The sequence below is a fragment of the Nocardioides sp. BE266 genome (assembly GCF_031457855.1).
Lineage (GTDB): Bacteria > Actinomycetota > Actinomycetes > Propionibacteriales > Nocardioidaceae > Nocardioides.
Genome location: NZ_JAURTI010000004.1, coordinates 146,673 through 165,666, shown reverse-complemented (window position 1 = coordinate 165,666; position 18,994 = coordinate 146,673). Strand labels below are relative to the sequence as shown.

Annotated in this window: 23 protein-coding genes and 1 pseudogene; 1 reads left to right on the top strand and 23 read right to left on the bottom strand. The window is 71.5% G+C overall.

Translation table 11 applies throughout. From position 1 onward, the window contains the following. Positions 1-22: 22 nt before the first annotated feature. The 8 genes and pseudogenes from J2X46_RS12985 to rpsB all read right to left on the bottom strand — a co-directional run. A complete protein-coding gene (locus tag J2X46_RS12985) occupies positions 23-370 on the bottom strand; it encodes a hypothetical protein (protein ID WP_310251135.1) in 348 nt (115 codons plus the stop codon). Positions 371-585: 215 nt separating this feature from the next. Next, entirely contained in the window at positions 586-1,089 is a 504-nt protein-coding gene (locus tag J2X46_RS12980; RefSeq protein ID WP_310251132.1) for a histidine phosphatase family protein, read from the bottom strand. Beyond that, entirely contained in the window at positions 1,086-1,868 is a 783-nt protein-coding gene (locus J2X46_RS12975; RefSeq protein WP_310251129.1) for a sugar nucleotide-binding protein, read from the bottom strand. The genes J2X46_RS12980 and J2X46_RS12975 overlap by 4 nt, the downstream gene beginning before the upstream one ends. Before the next feature lies 1 nt (position 1,869). After that, positions 1,870-2,766 (bottom strand): phosphatidate cytidylyltransferase, encoded by an 897-nt coding sequence (locus J2X46_RS12970; protein ID WP_310251126.1) that lies wholly within the window; start codon positions 2,764-2,766, stop codon positions 1,870-1,872. Between the two features lie 11 nt (positions 2,767-2,777). Next, positions 2,778-3,332 carry a ribosome recycling factor gene (gene frr, locus J2X46_RS12965; protein WP_310252063.1) on the bottom strand — a complete coding sequence of 185 codons (555 nt, stop codon included), beginning with the start codon at positions 3,330-3,332 and terminating at the stop codon, positions 2,778-2,780. Between the two features lie 73 nt (positions 3,333-3,405). Next, positions 3,406-4,122 (bottom strand): UMP kinase, encoded by a 717-nt coding sequence (gene pyrH, locus J2X46_RS12960; RefSeq protein WP_310251122.1) that lies wholly within the window; start codon positions 4,120-4,122, stop codon positions 3,406-3,408. A 144-nt stretch (positions 4,123-4,266) separates the two neighbouring features. After that, positions 4,267-5,079 carry a translation elongation factor Ts gene (tsf, locus tag J2X46_RS12955; protein WP_310251120.1) on the bottom strand — a complete coding sequence of 271 codons (813 nt, stop codon included), beginning with the start codon at positions 5,077-5,079 and terminating at the stop codon, positions 4,267-4,269. Positions 5,080-5,428: 349 nt separating this feature from the next. Further along, a pseudogene (gene rpsB / locus J2X46_RS12950) lies at positions 5,429-6,337 on the bottom strand (30S ribosomal protein S2); the annotation flags it as partial. Positions 6,338-6,779: 442 nt separating this feature from the next. On the opposite strand from rpsB, the gene J2X46_RS12945 reads away from it, so the two are divergent. Beyond that, positions 6,780-7,352 carry a M23 family metallopeptidase gene (locus J2X46_RS12945; protein ID WP_310251115.1) on the top strand — a complete coding sequence of 191 codons (573 nt, stop codon included), beginning with the start codon at positions 6,780-6,782 and terminating at the stop codon, positions 7,350-7,352. Positions 7,353-7,446: 94 nt separating this feature from the next. Here the strand turns inward: J2X46_RS12945 and J2X46_RS12940 are convergent, their stop codons facing one another. The 15 genes from J2X46_RS12940 to J2X46_RS12870 form a co-directional block, all read right to left on the bottom strand. Beyond that, positions 7,447-8,346, bottom strand: a complete 900-nt coding sequence (locus J2X46_RS12940; RefSeq protein WP_310252061.1) for a tyrosine recombinase XerC — start codon at positions 8,344-8,346, stop codon at positions 7,447-7,449. Between the two features lie 70 nt (positions 8,347-8,416). Further along, positions 8,417-9,583 (bottom strand): DNA-processing protein DprA, encoded by a 1,167-nt coding sequence (dprA, locus tag J2X46_RS12935; protein ID WP_310251113.1) that lies wholly within the window; start codon positions 9,581-9,583, stop codon positions 8,417-8,419. Beyond that, positions 9,580-11,178 (bottom strand): YifB family Mg chelatase-like AAA ATPase, encoded by a 1,599-nt coding sequence (locus J2X46_RS12930; protein ID WP_310251110.1) that lies wholly within the window; start codon positions 11,176-11,178, stop codon positions 9,580-9,582. Before J2X46_RS12930 ends, dprA begins: the two co-directional genes overlap by 4 nt. Then, positions 11,178-11,573, bottom strand: coding sequence for a YraN family protein (locus tag J2X46_RS12925; RefSeq protein WP_310251107.1), 396 nt, complete (start codon positions 11,571-11,573; stop codon positions 11,178-11,180). Before J2X46_RS12925 ends, J2X46_RS12930 begins: the two co-directional genes overlap by 1 nt. A gap of 139 nt (positions 11,574-11,712) precedes the next feature. Next, positions 11,713-12,021 carry a DUF2469 domain-containing protein gene (locus J2X46_RS12920; protein WP_056906529.1) on the bottom strand — a complete coding sequence of 103 codons (309 nt, stop codon included), beginning with the start codon at positions 12,019-12,021 and terminating at the stop codon, positions 11,713-11,715. Next, positions 12,018-12,731, bottom strand: coding sequence for a ribonuclease HII (locus tag J2X46_RS12915; protein WP_310252059.1), 714 nt, complete (start codon positions 12,729-12,731; stop codon positions 12,018-12,020). Before J2X46_RS12915 ends, J2X46_RS12920 begins: the two co-directional genes overlap by 4 nt. Positions 12,732-12,789: 58 nt before the next feature. Continuing rightward, positions 12,790-13,524: a signal peptidase I gene (gene lepB, locus J2X46_RS12910; RefSeq protein ID WP_310251104.1), complete on the bottom strand. Its 735-nt coding sequence runs from the start codon at positions 13,522-13,524 to the stop codon at positions 12,790-12,792. 136 nt (positions 13,525-13,660) lie between these two features. Beyond that, on the bottom strand, positions 13,661-14,011 hold the full coding sequence (rplS, locus tag J2X46_RS12905; RefSeq protein ID WP_310251101.1) for a 50S ribosomal protein L19: 351 nt from the start codon (positions 14,009-14,011) through the stop codon (positions 13,661-13,663). 194 nt (positions 14,012-14,205) lie between these two features. Continuing rightward, on the bottom strand, positions 14,206-15,384 hold the full coding sequence (gene trmD, locus J2X46_RS12900) for a tRNA (guanosine(37)-N1)-methyltransferase TrmD (protein WP_310251098.1): 1,179 nt from the start codon (positions 15,382-15,384) through the stop codon (positions 14,206-14,208). Beyond that, entirely contained in the window at positions 15,381-15,950 is a 570-nt protein-coding gene (gene rimM / locus J2X46_RS12895; protein WP_310251096.1) for a ribosome maturation factor RimM, read from the bottom strand. Before rimM ends, trmD begins: the two co-directional genes overlap by 4 nt. Before the next feature lie 188 nt (positions 15,951-16,138). Beyond that, positions 16,139-16,381, bottom strand: a complete 243-nt coding sequence (locus J2X46_RS12890) for an RNA-binding protein (RefSeq protein WP_310252057.1) — start codon at positions 16,379-16,381, stop codon at positions 16,139-16,141. Positions 16,382-16,386: 5 nt separating this feature from the next. Continuing rightward, positions 16,387-16,920 (bottom strand): 30S ribosomal protein S16, encoded by a 534-nt coding sequence (rpsP, locus tag J2X46_RS12885; protein ID WP_310251093.1) that lies wholly within the window; start codon positions 16,918-16,920, stop codon positions 16,387-16,389. A 171-nt stretch (positions 16,921-17,091) separates the two neighbouring features. After that, positions 17,092-17,745 (bottom strand): hypothetical protein, encoded by a 654-nt coding sequence (locus tag J2X46_RS12880; protein WP_310251089.1) that lies wholly within the window; start codon positions 17,743-17,745, stop codon positions 17,092-17,094. After that, positions 17,735-18,226 carry a sigma-70 family RNA polymerase sigma factor gene (locus J2X46_RS12875; protein ID WP_310251086.1) on the bottom strand — a complete coding sequence of 164 codons (492 nt, stop codon included), beginning with the start codon at positions 18,224-18,226 and terminating at the stop codon, positions 17,735-17,737. Before J2X46_RS12875 ends, J2X46_RS12880 begins: the two co-directional genes overlap by 11 nt. 72 nt (positions 18,227-18,298) lie before the next feature. Beyond that, entirely contained in the window at positions 18,299-18,958 is a 660-nt protein-coding gene (locus J2X46_RS12870) for a GNAT family protein (RefSeq protein WP_310251084.1), read from the bottom strand. Between the last annotated feature and the right edge of the window lie 36 nt (positions 18,959-18,994).

The following is an 18,994-nucleotide window of genomic DNA, read 5'->3' as shown; positions in this document are numbered from 1 at the left end:
GCGGGTCAGGCGTCTCGCCTGATCAGGCGTCGACCATGAAGTAGAGGACGAGCGAGGCGACGCCGAGGACGACCATTGCCGTGACGACCATGCCGACGAACATGAACTGGGCGAAGCGCCGGGTCTTGCGCTTGATGAGCATCACGATCGGCAGGACGAGCGCGATCAGCACGAAGGGGAACAGCTTCTCGGCCGTCTCGTAGCTGAAGAGCAGCCGCAGGATGCCGACGAAGGCGCCCGGCACGGCCGTGACGTAGAGCATGCCGGCGAAGAAGCCGGTGATGCCGGCGAACGTGGGGTGGCTGTGGTGCCACCACTCGAAGTTGCGGTCGCGCTGCTCCTCGACCTCGTTCAGCTGTTCCGTCTCCACGCTCCCAGCCTAGGCGGTCGAACGGGCCGGTCCGCGCTGGGCTCGCGGGCTGTGTGATTTGGCGCCTCCGCTTCGCTCCGGCGCATGTCGCGGCGCTCGTAACCCGCTCGTTCGTCGTCGCGCCCGCACCCTCCCCCGCTCCGCTCCTCCGGCTTTGTCGCTCCTCCTGCACTCCCGGGCGCGCCGCGACGAAACACCGGCCCTTGATCAGCGAGTCACGCGACGGTGATCAGGTCGGGCATCGCCAGTGCGGCCCAGCGCTCGAGGTCGGGCTCCTGGCCGGTCAGGTCGGCCCTGACCAGGGTCCACGCGGTGCCGTGGCCGGTGAGGACCACGTCGTCGTCGCCGTGCACCTCGACGATGCGCCGCACGGCCGCGGTCACGCGCGCGCGGCACGCCTCGAGGGGCTCCCAGCCGTCGACCGCGGGCCGGTCCGGGTGCGCGAAGGCGCGCCGGACCGCCGCGGGGAAGTCCTCGACCCAGACCTCGCCTCGCTCGTGCTCGCGCAGGTCGTCGACGACCCCGACCTCGCCGTCGGTGAGCAGCTGCGCGGTCTGCAGGGCCTTGGGTTCGGGCGAGCTGAACCACGCCGCCCGAGCCGGGAGCCGGGCGCGCAGCGCCCACACGTCGTCGTACGACGCCGGGTCGAGGTGCCACTCGGCTGCGGGCATGCCGGGCGTCATCACGGGCCGTCCGTGGCGGACGAGGTGGAGGGTCATGGCGCGAGGAACTCGCGCGCCCCGCGCAGGCGGGTGGCGAGCAGGGTCGAGGCCAGCGTCGAGTCCAGACGTACGTCGACCGGGCCGGGGTCGGGAAGGTCGGCCCGGCGGCCGGCGCGGAGCGCGTCGGGGTCGAGCCCGTCGCGTCGGGCCACCAGCCGGCCGAGCTCGAGCCGGCTCGTGGCATCGGCGCCGCCGAGGTGCAGCAGGCCGCGGACGTCATTGCCGGCGAGCTCCACGAGGGCGGCCGCGAGGTCGGCGACGTGCACCGGGCAGCGGCGCTCATCCTCGAACAGTGCGCCGTCGGCTCCCTCGGCCAGCGCGTGGAAGAGCTCCTCGTGCTTCGACAGGCCGTCGCCGAGGATCAGCGAGGTGCGGGCGACCACCACGTCGTCCCCCGAGGCGAGGGCCGCCTGCTCCGCCTCGACCTTGGCCTCGCCGTAGGCCGACGCAGGGTCGGGGTGCGCCGACTCGTCGTACGGAAGCGGGCGGCCGCCGAAGACGACGTCGGAAGACACGAGCACCAACCGGGCGCCGACACCTGCCGCTGCGAGCGCGACGTTGGCGGCCCCGGTTGCGGTGACGTCGCGGTCGGACTGCACGTAGGCCGTGTGGATGACGGCGTCGGGCCGGTGGGTCGCCAGCAGCGCCTCGACGGCAGCACGGTCGCGGACGTCGCAGTCGGCCGAGCCGACGGCGATCACGTCGTGCTGGGAAGCCGCAGCGACGACGTGCCGACCGAGGTAGCCGGTGCGGCCACCCGTGACGAGGACCCGCACGTCAGAAGACCAGGTAGTAGAGGACCAGCCAGATCGGCGCAACGGTGGCGAGGAGCGAGTCGAGGCGGTCCATGAGGCCGCCGTGGCCGGGGATCACCTGGCTCATGTCCTTGATGCCGAGGTCGCGCTTGATGACCGACTCGCAGAGGTCGCCCAGGGTGGCCATCGCGGCCGCGATGAGACCGAGGATCACGCCGACCCACCAGTCACCGTCGAGGAACGACGTCACGAGAAACACGCCGACCGCGACCGTCGCCACGACCGAGCCGGCGAAGCCCTCCCACGACTTCTTCGGCGAGATGACCGGCGCCATCGGGTGCTTGCCGAAGAGCACGCCGGCGATGTAGCCGCCGGTGTCGGAGGCGACGGTGATGGCGATGAAGGTGATCACGCCCCGCACGCCGAGGTCGTCGGTGTCGAGCGCGAACGCCGGGCTGGTGCCGCCCTCGCCCAGCAGGAGCGCGACGAACGAGGCGAGGAAGGGCACGTAGACGAGCGTGAAGACCGACGCAGTGGCGTTCTTGACGTAGCCCTCCACGCCGCGGCGCAGCAGCCACAGCATGATCACCAGCGCGGTGACGGCTGTGGCGGTGACGAGAGCCGGGGCGCCCCAGAAGTACGCCACGACGACCATGACGACACCACCGGCCATCAGTGGCTGCTCGGGGATGTCGATGTCCTTGGCCGACAGGCCACGGTGCAGCTCCCACACTGCGACGGCCACGGCGGCGGCGACGATCCCCATGAAGGCGGTCTTCCAGAAGAAGAGCGACAGCAGGATCGCCGCGATCAGCACCACCGCGGAGGTGATCGCCGCGGGCAGGTCACGGCCGGCGCGGCCGTGGTCCTTCTGCGGCTGCGGTGCCTCCGGGGCCGCCGGACTGTCAGGGGTCGTCATCGAAGGGGCGCTCAGACCTCGAGCAGCTCGGCTTCCTTGTGCTTGAGCAGCTCGTCGATCTTGTCGGTGTGGGTCTTGGTGACCGCGTCGAGGCGCTTCTCGGCACCGGTCACGTCGTCCTTGCCGACCTCGCCGTCCTTCTCGAGCTTCTCCAGCGCCTGCTTCGCGGTGCGGCGTACGTTGCGCACGGACACGCGGCCGTCCTCTGCCTTGGCCTTCGCGAGCTTGATGTACTCCTTGCGGCGCTCCTCGGTGAGTGCCGGGAAGACGCAGCGCAGCACCTTGCCGTCGTTGGCCGGGTTGACGCCCAGGTCGGAGTCGCGGATCGCGCGCTCGATGCTGCCCATCGCGGTGATGTCGAAGGGTGCGATCAGGATCGTCTGCGCGTCCTGCGAGGTGAAGCTCGCGAGCTGCTGCAGCGGGGTCTGGGTGCCGTAGTACTCGGCCGTGATCTTGGAGAACATCGCCGGGTTGGCGCGGCCCGCACGGATCGCGGCGAACTCCTCACGGGTCGCCTCGACCGACTTGCCCATCTTGGCGTCGGCATCGTTCATGACGTCGTTGATCACGGTTGCGCTCTCTTTCGTGGTGCGTGCGTGCTGGCTCTGGTCCCGCGTGCGGGCCGGTCCTCGGCGGTGGTCAGCCCTCGCGGCTCACCAGCGTGCCGATTCTCTCACCCCGGACGATGCGCAGGATCGCGCCCTCGTCGTCGGCGCCGAAGACCACCAGCGGCATGTTGTTCTCCATGCACAGGGCGAACGCGGTGGCGTCGGCGATCTTGAGGCCACGCTGGAGGGCCTCGGAGAAGCTCAGGGTGTCGTACTTCGTGGCCGTCGGGTCCTTCTTCGGGTCGGCGCTGTAGACGCCGTCGACGCCCTGCTTGGCCATCAGCACGACCTCGCAGTGGGTCTCCAGCGCGCGCTGCGCCGCCACGGTGTCGGTGGAGAAGAACGGCATGCCGGCGCCGGCGCCGAAGATCACGACGCGGCCCTTCTCGAGGTGGCGCATGGCGCGGCGCGGGATGTAGGGCTCCGCGACCTGGCCCATCGCGATCGCGGTCTGCACCCGGGTCTCGATGCCCTCCTTCTCCAGGAAGTCCTGGAGGGCGAGGCAGTTCATCACGGTGCCGAGCATGCCCATGTAGTCGGCGCGGCTGCGGTCCATGCCGCGCTGCTGCATCTCGGCGCCCCGGAAGAAGTTGCCGCCGCCGACGACGATGCACACGCCGACGCCCTCGCGGACGACGCCGGCGATCTCGCGGGCGATCTTCGACACGACGTCGGGGTCCACCCCCACGGTCCCACCGCCGAACACTTCACCCGAGAGCTTGATGAGGACGCGGTTGTAGGCCGTCACTGGGATCCCTTCACACGGCTTGGTGGGTCCCGAGAAACCTACCGGCCAGTGGGGTCGGGGGTCGAACCCGGCGTGCAGGAAATGCCGACGGGGCCCGTACGCCGATGCGTACGGGCCCCGTCGTGGTGCGGGTGAGGCGGTGCCTCAGGCGCCGACCTCGAAGCGGGCGAACCGCTTGACGGTGGTGCCGGCCTCGTCCAGGACGGCCTTGACCGACTTCTTGGACTCGGTGACCGACTCCTGCTCGAGCAGCACGATCTCCTTGAAGAAGCCACCGAGACGACCCTCGACGATCTTGGCGATCGCCTGCTCGGGCTTGCCCTCCTCGCGGGTCTTCTGCTCGGCGATGGAGCGCTCCGACTCGACGACGTCGGCCGGGACCTCGTCGCGGGTGAGGTACTGGGCCTTCATCGCGGCGATCTGCATCGCGGCGCCGCGGGCGGCAGCCTCGTCACCCTCGAACTCGACGAGCACGCCCACGGCGGGCGGCAGGTCGGCGGCACGCTTGTGCATGTAGGTGACGGTGGTGCCGTCGAAGTAGGCGACCTCGCCCAGCTCGATCTTCTCGCCGATGGTGATGGCGAGGTCCTCGACGACCTCGCCGACGGTCTTGCCGTCGAGCTCGGCGGCCTTGAGGGCGGCGGTGTCGGCGGCCTTGACGGCGTTGGCGACATCGGCGATCTGCTGCGCCTTGGTGATGAAGTCCTCGTTCTTGGCGACGAAGTCGGTCTCGCTCTTGAGCTCGACCAGCGCGTTGCCGGAGGTGGCGACGAGACCGGCGGCGGTCTCGCGCTCGGCGCCGCGGGCGGCAGCCTTGGCGGCACCCTTGACGCGGAGCAGCTCGACGGCCTTGTCGAAGTCGCCGTCCGTCTCGGTCAGCGCCTTCTTGCAGTCCATCATCCCGGCCTGGGTCAGCTCACGGAGCTTCTTGACGTCGGCAGCGGTGAAGTTGGCCATGGTCCTTCTTCCTCGAATTTCTGTGGGCCCGACCGTGGTCGGGCGAGTGGGGGGATGAACAGCACGGACGCCGGTCACGGGCCCAGGGCTCGTGACCGGCGACGCGTGATCAGTCCTTCTTCTGCTCCGCGTTGACGAAGCCGGCGGCCTCGGCGGCCTCCGCGGTGCGGAACCAGACCTCGGCCTTGGTGCGGTCGTACCAGGGGCTGGTCGGGGCGTGGAACTTCATCGAGTCCTTGTTGCCCTTGACCTCGAAGCCCTCGGGAGCCGAGCCGTCCTCGTTGGCAGGAGCGGAGTCGGCGCCGAACTCACCCTCGGCGACGGCGGCGAACGCCTTCACCTCGGTGGCAGCCTCGGCGGGCGCCTCGGTCGCAGCCTCGGCAGCGGCCTCGGCCTGCGGGGCCTCGGACGCGGCACCGGTGGCCTCGGAGGCCGGGGTCTCCGCAGCAGCGTCACCGGTCGCGGCGGCGGCGGTCTTCTCGGCGTCGCCCTGCAGGAGCTCGCGCTCCCACTCGGCCAGCGGCTCCTCGGTGCCGACGGTCTCGTCACCCTCGGTGGGCTTGGCGCCCGAGCGGGCCACGAGGCCCTCGGCCACGGCGTCGGCGACCACGCGGGTCAGCAGGCCGACGGCGCGGATGGCGTCGTCGTTGCCCGGGATCGGGAAGTCGACGAGGTCGGGGTCGCAGTTGGAGTCGAGGATGCCGATGATCGGGATCCGCAGCTTGCGGGCCTCCTCGACAGCCAGGTGCTCCTTGTTGGTGTCGACGATCCAGACAGCCGACGGGATCTTCGTCATGTCGCGGATGCCGCCGAGCGTCTTGTCGAGCTTGGTGCGCTCCCGCTTCATCTGCAGGAGCTCCTTCTTCGTGCGGTTGGAGCCGGCGACGTCGTCGAAGTCGATCTCGTCGAGCTCCTTCAGGCGGTTGATCCGCTGGTGCACGGTCTGGAAGTTGGTGAGCATGCCGCCGAGCCAACGCTGGTTGACGTAGGGCATGCCGACGCGGGTGGCCTGCTCGGCGATGGCCTCCTGGGCCTGCTTCTTGGTGCCGACGAACATCACGACACCGCCCTTGGCGACGGTCTCCTTGACGAAGGCGTAGGAGCGGTCGATGTAGGCGAGCGACTGCTGCAGGTCGATGATGTAGATGCCGTTGCGCTCGGTCATGATGAAGCGCTTCATCTTCGGGTTCCAGCGACGGGTCTGGTGACCGAAGTGGACGCCGCTCTCGAGCAGCTGGCGCATGGTGACGACTGCCATGGGTTCTCCTGTTTTCGCGGAGGCGCTCGCCGATGTGCCCGACCTTCAGCAGGTCGTGCCGGGAGCGTGACTCCTGTTGTTTTCAGTTGCTGCGCCCGGCGGGTGCCGGGTGCCCTGACGCCCACACGCCGGTCCGATCCGCACCGGTGGAGCTGGTGGGAACTGAGGGCCGACGCCCACGGGTGGTGCGGAACCGAGAAGCATTCCGCCGCGGTCTGCGAGCGTGCGAAGTCAGTCCAGGCGGACTGCTCCGCACATCGTAGGCCAGAGGCTCCCCGTGGCGCGAATCGCTGGGGACGCTCCGGCTGAGCGTGGGCTGAGCGTGGAACGCCCCGCCTCGGAGAGGGCCACGAGCCGTCCACAGGCGGGGTGGTCCACCCGTCGTCCACAGGCAGCTCCCGCGAGGGTCGTACGACGCCCGCGCCGGGGTCAGGATCGCCCGATGAGAGCCCTCCTTGGAGCCGTCGTCCTCGTCCTGGTCTCCCTCGCCTGCCCGGCCCGCACCGGTGCCGCTGAGCCTGTCGGGGTCTGGCCGCTCGACCCCGAGCCGGCCGTCGTCCGGGGCTTCGAGCCCCCGCCCGGCCCCTGGGCGGCCGGTCACCGCGGCGTCGACCTCGCCGGCTCCCCCGGTCAGGCCGTGCGGTCGTCTCTCCCAGGCACGGTCGGCTTCGTCGGCTCGATCGGCGGCAAGCCGGTGGTCACGGTGCTCCACGGCGGGCGGCGTACGACCTACGAGCCGGTTGCGGCGTCCGTCGAGGCCGGCCAACCGGTGGCCGCCGGCGACGTGCTGGGGCGCCTGACGGTGACCGACAGCCACTGCTTCCCGGCGGCATGCCTGCACTGGGGGCTGATCCGGGGCACCGGCGACGCGCAGGAGTACCTCGACCCGCTCACCCTCGTCGGGTCGGGTCCGGTCCGCCTGCTGCCGCTCTGGCGCGACGACCCGGTGACCCTGCGCCTGCCCTGGACTCCCCCGCTGGCGTCGTGGCGGCGCCCGGTCGACTGGGCGGCCTGACCTCCGTCTGACAGACCGATGGCCGTGGTGGATCCGTCATACGAACCCGACCCCATCAGGTCGGATCGGGATGACGGATGCCGGACAGCGGGAGTCAGGCGCGGGGGTGGGCCTGCTGGTAGGCCCGGCGGAGCCGGTCGGTGGTGACGTGCGTGTAGAGCTGGGTCGTCGCGAGCGAGGCGTGGCCGAGGAGCTCCTGCACGGAGCGGAGGTCGGCCCCGCCCTCGAGGAGGTGGGTGGCGGCGGTGTGGCGCAGGCCGTGGGGGCCGATGTCGGGTGCTCCGGGCACGTCGGCGATCCGCTTGTGCACCAGGTCGCGGACCGCCCGCTGGTCGATCCGGCGCCCGCGGACGCCGAGGAACAGTGCCGGCCCCGAGCCCTCGACCCGCAGGGAGGGGCGCCCGGCGGTCAGCCACCGGTCGACCGCGCGGCCGGCGGGCGTGCCGTAGGGCACCGACCGCTCCTTGCGGCCCTTGCCGAAGACCCTGACCACGCGGCGCTCGGCGTCGAGGTCGTCGATGTCGAGTCCGACGAGCTCGCCGACCCGGATCCCCGTGGCGTAGAGCAGCTCGAGCATCGCCACGTCGCGCAGGCCGACGGGCGTGCCGTCGTCGGCGAGGTCGGCGGCCGACCGGATCAGCGCCTCCGCCTCGTCGGCGCGCAGCACCGGCGGGAGCGTCTTGTGCTTCTTCGGCGAGCCGAGCGCGGCGCCCGGGTCGGTCGGCAGTCGGCCAGTGCGGTGGAGCCAGGCGGTGAAGACCCGGGCTGCAGTCGCGCGGCGCGCGATCGTCGTACGGCTGCGGCCGGTCGTCTGGAGCCTCGCGAGCCAGCTGCGCAGGGTGCGCAGGTCGAGCTCGGTGACGTCGTCGAGGCGGAGGCGCACGCAGTGGTCGAGCAGGCTGGAGACATCGCCGAGGTAGGCGCGCACGGTGTGCGGGGCCAGGTCGCGCTCGGAGACGAGGTGGCGCTCGTAGTCGCCGAGCAGGCGCACCATCGGCTCGGGCAGCCCGGCCTGGTCCTCCTCAGCGTCGCTCACCCCAGCAGCCTAGGCGCGCACGACCGCGTCACACGTCAGGCGCGAGCCGCCACCCCTCATCGCTCAGCTCGACGAACCTCTTCGACCGCAGCCGGCGCAGCGCACCCTCGGTGGTGCGAAGGTGGAGCCCGGAGAGGCGGGCGATCGACTCGACCAGCGCCGGCTCGCTCACCGGCACCCACTCCACGACCTTCGCCTCAGTTGGCGTGAGGTCGTCGCGTGCACGCCGCTCGCCCCGCGGCGGGTCGACCAGGTGCTCCCCCGTCGCGCCGACGAGCTCGAGGACCTCCGCCCCGTGGGTGACCACGGTGCCGCGGCCCTCGCGGAGGAAGTTGTTGACGCCTTGAGAGGTGTAGCTGGTGACCGGGCCCGGCACGCACATCACGTGGCGGTGCAGGCTCTCGGCCCACCCGGCGGTGTTGAGGGCACCGCTGCGCAGGGCTGCCTCGACCACCACCGTGCCGCTGGTGATGGCCGCGATGAGCCGGTTGCGGGCGAGGAAGCGCGGGCGCGTCGGCGCCGAGCCCGGCGGTTGCTCCGACACGACGGCGAACTCGCTGGCGAGGTGGTGGAGCAGACGACGGTTGTTGGCCGGGTAGACCCGGTCGACGCCGCACGCCAGGACGGCGGCCGTGACGCCGTCGGCCGACAGGCTCGCGTCGTGGGCCTCGAAGTCGATCCCGAGCGCTCCGCCCGAGACGACCGGCACGCCCGCGAGGGCGAGGTGGGCGCAGACCGCGCGCGTCATCTCCACGCCGTAGGCCGACGCGGCGCGTGAGCCGACCACGGCGACCGACGTGGCCAGCTCGGTGAGCGGCATCGGGCCCTTCACCCACAGGCCCGGCGGCGTGCCGCCGAAGCCCTCGTCGGTGATGGCTCCGTCGAGCTGGTCGAGGCCGGGCGGCCACTCGGGGTCGCCGGGGACCAGGAACCGGATGCCGCACCGCTCGGCCTGGTCGAGCTGACGGGCCGGGTCGACCTCTGCCAACCGCGCGGCGAGCATCTCCCCGGGCTCGCCCTCGGCCCCGGACAGCGACCGCTCGAGCGCACGCTCGGCACCCAGCTGGGCGACGAGCGAGGACGTGGTGCCGTCGCCGGGCTCCACCCCGCAGCTCAGGACGACCCGGGCGAGGCGCTCGGCCTCGGACACCGGCTCGCCGACCGGCGGCACGGACCGCAGGTGTGCGGCACTCACGAGGCCACCCGCACGGCGCGCGCGGGAAGGCTGCGCGCCGCGTCGTCGGACCGCAGTGCCAGGGCGATCTCGGCCTCGTGCCGACCCGGCCGGTCGATCCCTGCGCAGTCGGCCACCGTCCAGGCCAGGCGCTGCACGCGGGTCAGCCCCCTGCGGGTGAGCCTGCCTGCGGACAGCTCGCTGTCGATGAGGTGCTGGCCGTCGGACTCCAGCGGCCAGTGCTCCGCGAGGACCGGTCCGGGGCAGGAGGAGTTGAGCAGCCAGGTGCAGTGCCGGAACCGTCGGGCCTGGCGCTGGCGCGCCTCCGTCACCCGTGCCCGGACGTCGTCGGACGACTCGGGCTCCGGCCGGAACGACCCGCTCCCGCTTCCCTGCGGGCGGACCTCCATCCAGATGTCGACCCGGTCGAGGATCGGGCCGGTGAGCTTGCGCCGGTAGTGCAGGCGCTGGACCTCGGAGCACTCGCAGCTGCCTCCCGACAGCCCGTGGAAGTTGCCGCAGGGGCACGGGTTGGCTGCCAGCACCACGAGCGATCGCGCGGGATAGGTGGCCGACTCCTCGCCGCGCGCGATCGTCACCTCTCCCGACTCCAGCGGCTGACGCATCGCCTCGATGACGTCGGTGCGGAAGTGCGGGAACTCGTCGAGGAACAGCACGCCGTGGTGCGCCAGGGAGACCTGCCCCGGCCGGACGCGGCCCGTGCCGCCGCCGAGGACGCTGGCCGCCGTCGCTGAGTGGTGCGGGGCGAACCACGGTGGACGGCGCAGCAGGCCGCTGCCGTCGGGCAGCGTCCCCGCGACGGAGTGCAGGGCGGTCACCTCCAGCGCCTGCTCGGTCGTGAGGTCGGGGAGGATCGACGGGATCCGCTCCGCGATCGAGGTCTTTCCGGTGCCACGAGGCCCGATGAGCATCGTCGGATGGCCCCCGGCCGCCGCCACCTCGACGGCGTAACGGACGTCCTCGAGGCCGTCGAGGTCGCGGAGGTCGAGGTCGGCCAGCCGGTCCTCGCCGCGCCAGGTGGCCAGCGGGCTCGCAGACGGCGCGACGACCGGCTCGGCCTCCGGCACCTCCACGTCGCGCAGCACGGCGGAGACCTGGGCGAGCGACCGGACGCCGAACACGGTCATGCCCGGCACCAGCGCCGCCTCGGCGGCCTGCGGCTCCGGCACGCACACGCGGGTGATGCCGTGGGCGGCCGCCGCGAGGACCATCGGCAGGATCCCGGGGACCGGTCGCAGGCCGCCCGAGACCGAGAGCTCGCCGATGAAACCCCATCCGGCCAGGTGCTCGGGCCGGAGGTCGTCGTGCTGCTTGTCGGCCGCAAGGACGGCGACGGCGATGGCGACGTCGTAGTGGGTGCCGCCCTTGGGCAGGTCGGCCGGAGCCAGCAGGATCGTCACCCGCTTGGTCGCCGGCCAGCGGCCGCAGTCGTTGTTGATCGCCATCCGCACCCGCTCGCGTGCTTCGGACAGCGTCTTGTCGACGCGTCCGACGACGGTCGTGTTGGGCAACCCCGGCGACACGTCGACCTGCACGTCGATCACGTGCCCGTCGGCGCCCTTGAGGGCGAGCGAACGGGCCGTCGCGAACGCCATCAGCCGATCCCCGCGACGTGCTCGATCTCCACCGGGCCACCGGGCGGGGCGAGCACACCGACCAGGTCGACCCGGATGTCCTCCGGGTGGGAGTCGTGCGCGCGGAGCCAGCGGGCACCGAGCCGACGGAGCCGGTCGGCCTTGCGCCGGTCGACCCCCTCGAGGGGCGCGCCGTAGTCGGTCGAGGACCGCGTCTTGACCTCGCAGATCACGAGCACCCGACCGTCGCGCAGCACCAGGTCGATCTCTCCGGCCTCGCACCTCCAGTTGTGGTCGAGGACCTCCATCCCGAGCCCAGTGAGGTGGCGGGCCGCGAGTGCCTCACCACGCCGGCCGAGCCGACGGTTGTGCTCGGCGATCGGGTCGGGGACGAGCGAAGCAGGGGTGCGGGCCATCGTGGGTGCCTTCCGGTCGGGCAGATCGGGAAGGCACCAGCACACCGCGGCGTACCGACGGTGACGACCGGTGCGGCGGACGGCCTGTGGAGAAGCCGTCCGCAGGCGCGGCTGTGGACGGTTGGTGGCCCGGCGCGGGTCAGTCCTTGGGCGGGTCGATCTCCTGGGGAGCGAGCTCCTCGACGTTGACGTCCTTGAACGTCAGCACCTTGACGTTCTTCGCGAAGCGGGCGGGGCGGTACATGTCCCACACCCACGCGTCGCTCATCGACACCTCGAAGAACACGTCGCCGCTCTCCGAGCGGGCCTTCACGTCGACCTGGTTGCACAGGTAGAACCGGCGGTCGGTCTCCACGACGTACTTGAAGATGCCGACGACGTCGCGGTACTCGCGATAGAGGGTGAGCTCCATCTCGGTCTCGTACTTCTCGAGGTCCTCGGCGCTCATGCATCCTCCTCCGTGATGTCCCCCGGCCCGTCCGGACCGACACTAGTGGCCGGGGCCACGTCGGGACCGGGGATCGGCTCGAGTCCCGCGGCGCGGCGGACGTTGACGAACCGCATCCGGTGCACCGGCGACGGCCCGTGCTCCATGAGCGCGGCGTCGTGCTCGGACGTGCAGTAGCCCTTGTGCGTCTTGAAGTCGTACGACGGCCATTGCCCGTCGAGGCCGACCATCAGGCGGTCGCGGGTGACCTTGGCGATCACCGAGGCGGCGGCGATGCAGGCGGCGACCCGGTCGCCCTTCCACACCGCGAGCCCGGGGACGCCGAGCCCGTCGACGGGGAAGCCGTCGGTGAGGACGTAGGACGGGCGCGTCTCCAGCCGGGCCACGGCGCGGCGCAGCGCCTCGACGTTGGCGACGTGCATGCCGAGCCGGTCGCACTCCTCGGAGTCGATCACCACGACCGACCAGGCGAGCGCCCGGCGCACGACCTGGGCGTAGACGCGCTCGCGGGCGGCCTCGGTCAGCAGCTTGGAGTCGGCGAGCCCGGGGACGATGCCGGCCTTGCCCGGCGGCAGCACGACCGCGCCGGCGACCAGCGGGCCGGCGCAGGCGCCGCGGCCGGCCTCGTCGACGCCGGCGATGGGCTCGAGGCCCGCGCGGCGCAGGGCTCGCTCGTAGCCGTAGAGCCCGGCGTCACGGCGTACGGTCACGGCGCCGGACGCGGGGTCCGGCAGCGACACGGGGGTGGACGGGTGGGTCACCGCGGCCTCACGAGGTCGGGGCGGGCACGTCCTCGAAGCTGTCGGGCCGGTGGTTCCAGCGGAACCGGTCGGCCGGCCAGAGCAGCACGAAGACCTTGCCGACGACCAGGTCGACCGGGACGAACTCGTCGCCGGGCACGCACTCGGTCTCGTCGGACTGGCACATGTGGTAGGACGAGTCGGCCGAGCGCGACCGGTTGTCGCCCATGACGAAGATGTGGCCCTCGGGGATCGGGCCGACCTGCCAGTCGGAGGCGCACTTGCTGGGCATCGGCCCGTTGCAGGTGGCGCCGCTGCGCTTGACGTAGGCGTCCTCGTCGAGGGGCTGGCCGTTGACCTCGAGGCGCCCCTGGTCGTCGCAGCACTTGATCGTGTCGCCGGCGACGCCGATGACGCGCTTCACGAGGTGGCCGCCGGTCGGGTAGAGCCCGATCTTGGCCATCACCTTCGCGACCGGGCTGCTCGGCCCGGCGGCCTCCGTCGGCGGCAGCCAGCCGCCCGGGTCCTTGAAGACCACGACGTCGCCGCGCTCGGGGCCGCTGTCGCCCCAGTAGGACGGCTTCTCGACCAGGATCCGGTCGTTGAGGACCAGCCCCGGCTCCATCGACTCGGAGGGGATGTAGAAGGCCTGGACGAAGAACGTCTTGATCACGATGGCCAGGATGAGCGCCACGCCGAGCAGCAGGATGGTCTCCTGCCACAGGGGCAGCTGCTTGCGCTTGGGCTTGCCGTTCTTCTTCACGCCCCCACCCCCCGAACGCGACGACCGCGGTTCCTCGTCCGCTGAGAGGGACGTGGAACCGCGGTCATCAGAAGTCACGCGCAGAGACTAACCAGTCCCTGGTCGAACTCACGCCTCGCGGCGCGAGTCCGGTGGATCACGCCTCGCGGCGCTCCTTGATCTTGGCAGCCTTGCCGCGCAGGTTGCGCAGGTAGTACAGCTTGGCGCGACGGACGTCACCGCGGGTCACGACCTCGATCTTCTCGAAGATCGGGGAGTTCAGCGGGAAGGTGCGCTCGACGCCGACGCCGAAGGAGACCTTGCGGACGGTGAAGGTGCGGCCGATGCCCGAGCCGTGGACGCGGATCACGACGCCCTGGAAGACCTGGACACGCGAGCGGCTGCCCTCGATGACCTTGACGTGGACCTTGATGGTGTCGCCGGCGCGGAAGTCCGGGACGTCGTCGCGCTTGATGGCGCTGCCGAGATCGACGATGACGTTGCTCATGATGCTCCTCGCGAGTGCCACAGGTCAGCCGCGGACATAGGTGGTGATGGTGTCTGTCGGTGCTCGACATGACCGGCCGGCGCGCCCCCTGTGGCAGGTGCGGTTCGGCGGGACCCCGGGGCGGTGCATCTGGGATGTGTCCGGGCGACCCTGGTCTCGAGCAGACCAAGGGTGAAGTCTGCCAGAGCGTGCGGTCAGCGTGAAATCCGCCGGCTCGCCCTCTTGGTGAGCACCACGGCTCCGGGTGGCGCCTTCCGGTCGGACCGCAGCCGGAAGCCGGCCTTCTTGTACATCCGCAGGTTGTCGGTCGAGCCGGCACCCGTGAACAGCACGAACGTCTCCACCTCGGCGGGAGCGAGGTCCTCGACGAGCTCGAGCAGCGCGCGCCCGAGGCCCTTGCCCTGGAGGTCGGGCGCGACCATGATCCGGCCGATGTCCCACTCACCGTGCGCGTCGACGCGCCCGCGCACGGCACCGACCAGGCGGCCGGACGACGGCTCGCGCGCCACCATCACGGTCCACTGCCCCAGCCCACGTCGTACGTCGTCGAGCGACTCGCGCAGCGCCGGGATCTCCACGCCGGGGTTGGCCTCCATCTCCTGGAGCCAGCAGGCGCGCTGGAGCGTGTAGAGCTCCCCCGCGTCGGCCGGCACCGCAGGACGTACGTCGAGCTCCGCCAGGCTGCCGACGACACCGGTGCGCGGCAGGAGGTCGGGCCGGCGCTGCGCGGTGCGAGCCTCGGCCTGCTCGCGGCGCCACGCCGCGATCCGACCGTGGTCGCCGGAGAGCAGCACCTCGGGCACCTCACGGCCCTCCCAGGAGGCGGGCTTGGTGTAGACGGGGTACTCGAGCAGGCCGTCGGCGTGCGACTCCTCGACCAGCGACTCAGCGTTGCCCATGAACCCGGGCAGCAACCGCACGACCGCCTCGGTGATCGCCAGGGCGGCGACCTCGCCGCCGTTGAGGACGTAGTCGCCGAGGCTGATCTCGCGCACGGTGCCGACGGTCGCGGCGTGGTCGATGACCCGCTGGTCGATGCCCTCGTAGCGCCCGCAGGCGAAGACGAGGTGCTCGTGGCCGCTCAGCTCCCGGGCGACCTCCTGGGTGAACGGCTCGCCGCTGGGTGTGGTGAAGATGATCGTGGCTCCCCCGGCGACGGCGTCGAGCGCCCGACCCCACGGCTCGGGCTTCATCACCATGCCGGCGCCACCGCCGTAGGGGGTGTCGTCGACGGTCCGGTGCCGGTCGGTCGTCCACTCCCGCAGGTCGTGGACGTGGACGTCCAGTAGGCCGTTGTCGCGGGCCTTGCCGGGCAGGCTGAGCGTCAGCGGGGTGAGGTAGTCGGGGAAGATCGTGACGACGTCGATCCTCACGGCGCGACCTCGTCGGGGAAGGGTGAGACCAGCCCGGGTCGGTCGGCGACGACCAGGCGCCCTCCGGCCAGGTCGACCTCTGGGACGAGCGCGGAGACGAACGGCACGAGCGCGTCGCGCCCGTCGTCGGTGCGGACGGTCAGCAGGTCCTGCGCGGAGCCGTGCACGAGCCCCTTCACGGTGCCGAGGTGGGTGCCGTCGAGGTCGACGACGGCGAGCCCGACCAGCTGGTGGTCGTAGAACTCCTCGGGGTCCTCGGGCACCTCGTCGTGGGCGAGCGTGGCGTGCAGGACGGTGCCGCGGGCGGCCTCGGCGGCGTTGCGGTCCGGCAGCTCCTCGAAGGTCACCAGCAGCGTGCTCTGGTGCCAGCGGGCGCGGGCCACGGTGAGCGCTGCCGGGCGACGGTCGGCCCCTGCCGGCGCCTCGGCGCGCAGCACGCTGCCCGGGGCGAATCGCCTCTCCGGCTCGTCGGTGCGGACGTCGAGGGTGACCTCGCCGCGGATGCCGTGGGGCTTGCCGATGCGGCCGACCACGACCTCGATGTCGGCCCTGCTGTCCTCGCTCACGCGGCCCAGCGTAGAGGGACTGGCCCTTGAGTCTCCCAGCGACTCAAGGCCGAGGGTGGCGGCGTACGACACGGCGTCGGGCCGCCGCGATGTCGTACGCCGCCACCTTCGCGGCGGACGCCCCGAGATGCAGCGACGGGCGCCACCCCGCATGGGGTGACGCCCGTCGAACGGTGCTGTGCGCTGGTTCAGCGACGGCGGTCGGTGTCGACGAAGTCGACGCGCGCACCGCCACGGCCCGCGAGGGCCGAGACGACGGTGCGGAAGGCCGTCGCGGTGCGGCCGTTGCGGCCGATCACCTTGCCGAGGTCGTCGGGGTGGACCCGGACCTCGAGGATCGAGCCACGACGCAGCTGCTTGTCGCGGACGGTGACCTCGTCGGGGTGGTCGACGATGCCACGCACCAGGTGCTCGAGAGCCTCGGCCAGCACGACGCTCACGCCTCGCTCTTGCCGGCGTCCTCGGCGGTCACCGTCTCGGCGGCCTCGGCGGCGTCAGCGGCGCCCTCGGGGGTCTCCGACGCGGGAACCTCGGCGGGAGCCTCGGCAGCGGGCTCCTCGACCTTCTCGGCCTTCTCGACCTTCTCGGCCTTCTTCTTGGCGGTCGTCGCGGCGCCCTTGGGCTCGGCGGCGGCCTCCTTGAGGGCCTCGTTGAAGATGTCGAGCTTGGAGCGCTTGGGCTCCTTGACCTTCAGGGTGCCCTCGGCGCCCGGCAGGCCCTTGAACTTCTGCCAGTCACCGGTGATCTTCAGCAGGGCCTCGACGGCCTCGGAGGGCTGGGCGCCCACGCCGAGCCAGTACTGCGCCCGGTCGGAGACGACGTCGATGAGCGACGGCTCCTCCTTGGGGTGGTACTTGCCGATCTCCTCGAGGACCTTGCCGTCGCGCTTCTTGCGCGAGTCGACGACGACGATGCGGTACTGCGGCACCCGGATCTTGCCCAGGCGCTTCAAACGAATCTTGACGGCCACGTTTGTGGTGTCTCCTCAGAAATTGTCGTGGGTGAGCGACCTTCTCCAGGTGGGGCCACCGGGTCAGGTCACTCGAAGGGCTCTGCGTCGCTCGGATGAGAGGGTCCGGGCGCGCAGGACACGAGGGAAGATTCTGCCAGACGTGAGCCGCGCACGACCAATCCGGTCACGTCACCGTGGCGCCTGGTAGGTCCAGCGTCCCTCCCAGAACCAGCGGGCGAGGTCACCGTCCGTGTCCCGGTCCACCGAGCTGAAGACCACGTCCTGGCCCGTCCTCCCGGCCCACCGCCACGACAGGGTGGTGGTGCAGCTGGGGCACTTGTCCGAGATCGTCGTCAGCACGAGGTGTCCGTCCGACGTGAACTCGTAGCTGCCATAGTCCCAGGCGGTCGACTTGTACCGGTCGTCGTTGGTCCAGATCGTGAAGGTCCCGAACCGGAACTGGATCCCGAGGAGAAGGATCCTGTCCTTCCCGGCGAGCTGGTCGACGGTCTGCCGGGGCACCCCGAGGGCCAGCCCCTGCTTCTCGGTCACCTCGTGGACGAAGCCGCCGAGCTCGGGGAGCGCCGTCGGCCGCCCCGAGGGCTGGATGACACCCGGTCGCGCCGGGTCCTGGTCGGGCGACTGCCCCGGCAGCGACAGGCCGCCGAGCTGGGCGACCACACCGGCCACCAGCGCAGCCGCCGCGGTCCCCAGGGACGCAGCCGTGGTCGCCGTACGACGACGGCGGCGCCGGTGGAGGGTCTCGAGCCGACCCTCCCCCGACGGCGTGAAGGAGGTCGCGTTCGCCTCGAGCCCCTGACGGAGCCGGTCCTCAACGAGCATGGTCGTTCGCTCCTTCTCCGAGCAGCGAGGCCAGGCGTTGCCGGGCCCGGTACAGGTGCTGCTTGACGGTCGATTCGGACACGGCCAGGACCTCGGCGATCTCGTGCACCGGGCGGTCCTCCCAGTAGAAGAGCACCACGGCGGCCCGCTGCATCGGCGCCAGCTCGGCCACCGCGCGGGCGACGTCGGGGTCCGGCAGCTCGTCGTACGACGTGGGCTGGCCCAGGCGCTCCTTGCTCACCCGGGCCGCACGACGCTGCAGCTCGCGCACCGCGATGCGGATCGCGACGCGGCGTACCCAGGCCTCGGGACGCTCGTACTCCGACACGGTGCGCCAGTGGCGCAGCATGCGGTAGAGCGCCTCCTGCGTGATGTCCTCGGCCAGCTCGCGGTCGTGCACCATCAGGAAGACGGTGCGTGAGACCGGCGGGAAGCAGGCACGGAAGTACCAGTCGTACTCCCGCTGCTCATTGGCCCTCATGGTGCGCCTCCATGACAGGTGACAGCCACGAGGAGCCCGGGTGGTTGACCCGTCCGGGAAAGTTTCTCGCGCTCAGGCCACCGCGTCGAGGCCGATGAAGGCGCGGAACGCCTCGACCCCCGAGACCTGCACGGGGTGTGGGCCGCGGACGAAGTCGTCCGGGGACAGCACCAGCGACTGGTTCAGCGCGAGCTCGCCCTCGCGACGCTTCAGTCGGCGGACCCCGTTGGGCCGGTAGCCGACCTTGCGGGAGACCGCGAGCGACGCCGGGTTGTCGACGAACGCGCCCGACGCGATCTCGGCGGCGTCGAGGTGGTCGAAGACGAACGCGCACATGACCTGTCGCATCGCGGTGCCGATGCCGCGGCCGTGGAACTCCCGGCCGAGCCAGGACCCCGTCTCGCCCGTGCGGGTCACGAGGTAGTGAGAGGTGTCGATGCCCTGGACGCCGACGAGCTCGCCCTCGTGGAGGACAGCCAGGTTCAGGCTCCACGACTCGCGGCTGAACTCGGCCCTCGTGCGCCAGTGGTACGCCAGGAAGCTGGGTGCGAAGTCCTCTGCGGGCACGTCGGTCCACGGGAAGTAGAACGGCATCTCCGACGGGTCGTGGACACCTCGCGCCGCGACCTCGCAGAGGTCGGCGAGCAGCTCGTCGGTGATGCTCCGCAGGACCACAGGCCCGGCCTCGATGGTGAGCCCGAGGGGCGGGAAGTGGTCCGCGAGAGTCGTCATGGCTCCATCCTCGAGGAGCGCGCACGGCCGCCACAA